This window comes from Bradyrhizobium sp. (assembly GCF_049691595.1).
Lineage (GTDB): Bacteria > Pseudomonadota > Alphaproteobacteria > Rhizobiales > Xanthobacteraceae > Bradyrhizobium.
In genome coordinates this window covers 1-2597 of sequence record NZ_JBAVNZ010000372.1, presented here as the reverse complement: position 1 = coordinate 2597, position 2597 = coordinate 1, and the positions used below count along the sequence as shown (strand labels likewise).

The window sequence follows — 2597 nt, the reverse complement described above, 5'->3', positions numbered from 1 at the left end:
ACGGCGAAGTCTGCGTCACCGCGATCGAGACCGCGCTGCAGGGACGCTTTCGCCAGACGCTGCGCAAGGACCTGCGGCTGGACTATCCGCGCGCCGAGACGACGACGCATTACATGACGATGGCGATGGACCCCGACCTCGATCAATGCGTGGTGCGTGCGCTGCGCGACATGATCGTGCTGCTCGGGGAAAAACGAAACCTGTCGCGCGAGGACGCCTACACGCTGTGCAGCCTCGCCGCGGATCTGCGCGTCACCCAAACCGTCAACGGCTCCAAGGGCATTCATTGCATGATCGCAAAGACGGTCGTGCACGGGTGACGCGCAAGCGGCGACCTTCGCATGCGATACGGTATCCAGGTAGTTATCAATATCCCCCAACTGCGTCATTCCGCGGGCGCGCGTCAACTCAAATGAATCCAAATAGACTCTAAAAAGATACTTTTCTGTACACCGGTTAAAGGTTAGCTTTTTGGCATGGCCACAGAAAAAGCCGAAACCGACCGTGTTCCGATTACGTTGGCGCTTTCGACCATCGGTTATCTCGAAAAGCTGGTGAAACAGGGCACCCACGGCAGCAGCGTTCCCGGCGTCGCGCGGACCCTGATCGAGGAAGGCATCCGGCTCGCCATCAAGGACGGGCTGCTTTCCATCCGCGACAACGGCAAGACGCCCAACGGGAGCCATTAGCGCGCGGCGATTTTTGAACCTCAGCGTAACCAGCGTGATTTTCAGCGTAACCAGCGTGATTTGGAGAGTTCACCCCCAGAATGGGACCATCAGCATGCTTGCCAACGAACCTACCTGGACCGATGAGCGCGTCGAACGCCTGAAAAACAGGTTCGAAGCCGGGCTGTCCTGCCGCCAAATTGCCGCCGACATCGGCGTCAGCCGTAACGCCGTCATTGGCAAGCTCCACCGCCTCAACCTCAGCCGCGAAAACGGCGATACCCGCCCGCTGGCGCGAAACGGCGCGGCGAAGCGACACCGCCCGAAAGCCGGACCAAGGCTGCAATACCGGATGCTTCAGGCGGTGTACGCCGAGCCGCAGCCTGACGCCGAGTCGATCGCCAGCGCGCACTGCTGCTCGTTGCTCGAGCTGAGCAACGAGAGATGCCGCTGGCCGATCAGCCACCCCGGCGCCGAGGATTTCTGTTTCTGCGGCAACACGCCGGTCGAAGGCCAGCCCTACTGCGCGGGCCACACCAGGCTCGCCTACCGGGCAGGCTCGCGCCAGCGCGTCGCGCAGCGCTAACCCAGCCGCCAGCCGACCTCGGCGGCAAAGCTCTGGTAAAACTCCGGCGTGTAGGCCGCTTCCGGCGTCTGCCGCACCCGCGCGTCGAGCTTATGGGCATCGTCGCCGACCAGGATGCGCCAGCGCTCGGCCTTGACGCCGTCGAGGATGATTTTCGCGGCCTGCGCCGCGGTCGTCGGCGCCTCGTCGCGGAACGTGCGCGCGCGCTCGGCCGCGATATTCTGGATATCCTCGTCCGACATCGCGGAAGTATCCATGCCCATGCCGTTCAGGCGCTGCCGCGTCTGCAGGATGTCGTTGTCGCTGAGACGCTCGGTGCCATTTTGCACCATCCGCGAGTTGGAAACGATCGAGGTGCCGATATGGCCGGGCATCACCACCGAGCATTTGATATGCGGCGCGTTCAGCCGGAGATCGTTGATCAGGGCTTCGGTAAATCCCTTCACCGCGAATTTGGCGGCGCTGTAGGCGGTGTGCGACACGCCCATGCCGACGGAAGCCCAAAACCCGTTGACGCTGGAGGTGTTGACGATGTGGCCCTCGTCGGCCTTCACGAGCAGCGGCAGGAAGGTGCGGACGCCGAGATAGACGCCGCCCCAGCAGATGTTGAAGGTGCGCTCCCACGCCTCGCGCGAATTGGTGAACAGGCTGCCGCCTCCGCCGATGCCGGCATTGTTGAACAGCAGATGGATCCTGTCGGTCGCCTGTTGCTCGATCAGTTCGTCGCGAAATCGCGTGAGCTGGTCCTCGATCGAGACGTCGGCTATATGCGTGGTGACGCGCAGCCCCTGCGGCAGCCTTTCCACCTCGCAGAGCCCCTTGGTCTCCGCCATCACCTCGGCCGACACATCGCACATCGCGACATTGCAGCCCTCGGCGACAAGCTGACGCGCGAGCTCGCGCCCCATGCCCGTGCCACCCCCGGTGATCACGGCAATCCTTCCGGCAAAATCCTTCATGGGAAATCGCGGCTCCTTCCCCTTGGCGACTTTTAAATTTTTGGTCGGAGCACGCCCAAGCGAACTTCCGGCTTTGGCTCTCGGCGCGACAGGCAAGCCCTGTTGTTGATATTAGAGGCCGCCGCCCGCCGACCTCCTCCCTTTTACCGGTTTTGGGAGCCGCCGCAATCGGCTAATCGGCTTAGGGCGGCGCGAGTTTCAGGAAGTTTGGCGGCCTGCGCTCGGCGAAGGCTGTAAAGGCCTTGCGCGCCTCCGCAGTACTCAGTCGGCAAATTTTTCGCCTTCCGCGCGGCAACCAGCGGACGGCTCGGTCGCGCCAGTGTTTAAACGTTCAGAAAAATGATCGATCACTTTGGCGGCTTGGCGAGCCGCACATTTCGACGA

At 62.6% G+C, this 2597-nt stretch carries 3 protein-coding genes and 1 pseudogene; 3 read left to right on the top strand and 1 reads right to left on the bottom strand.

All coding sequences use genetic code 11. From position 1 onward, the window contains the following. From WCE35_RS16325 to WCE35_RS16315, 3 genes and pseudogenes are all read left to right on the top strand, one after another. Nucleotides 1-320, top strand: a pseudogene (locus WCE35_RS16325) (acetamidase/formamidase family protein); the annotation flags it as partial. A 156-nt stretch (nt 321-476) separates the two neighbouring features. Further along, nucleotides 477-689 (top strand): hypothetical protein, encoded by a 213-nt coding sequence (locus WCE35_RS16320; protein ID WP_424594372.1) that lies wholly within the window; start codon nt 477-479, stop codon nt 687-689. Between the two features lie 94 nt (nt 690-783). Beyond that, entirely contained in the window at nt 784-1254 is a 471-nt protein-coding gene (locus WCE35_RS16315) for a GcrA family cell cycle regulator (RefSeq protein ID WP_424594371.1), read from the top strand. On the opposite strand, the gene WCE35_RS16310 is transcribed toward WCE35_RS16315, so the two are convergent. Then, nucleotides 1251-2213: an SDR family NAD(P)-dependent oxidoreductase gene (locus WCE35_RS16310; RefSeq protein ID WP_424594370.1), complete on the bottom strand. Its 963-nt coding sequence runs from the start codon at nt 2211-2213 to the stop codon at nt 1251-1253. The two genes, WCE35_RS16315 and WCE35_RS16310, sit on opposite strands and share 4 nt — an antisense overlap. Nucleotides 2214-2597: the final 384 nt, after the last annotated feature.

Coding starts and splice junctions, on each gene's coding strand:
- WCE35_RS16315 (WP_424594371.1), top strand. CDS start 784: ATGCTTGCCAACGAACCTACCTGGACCGATGAGCGCGTCGAACGCCTG.
- WCE35_RS16320 (WP_424594372.1), top strand. CDS start 477: ATGGCCACAGAAAAAGCCGAAACCGACCGTGTTCCGATTACGTTGGCG.
- WCE35_RS16310 (WP_424594370.1), bottom strand. CDS start 2,213: ATGAAGGATTTTGCCGGAAGGATTGCCGTGATCACCGGGGGTGGCACG.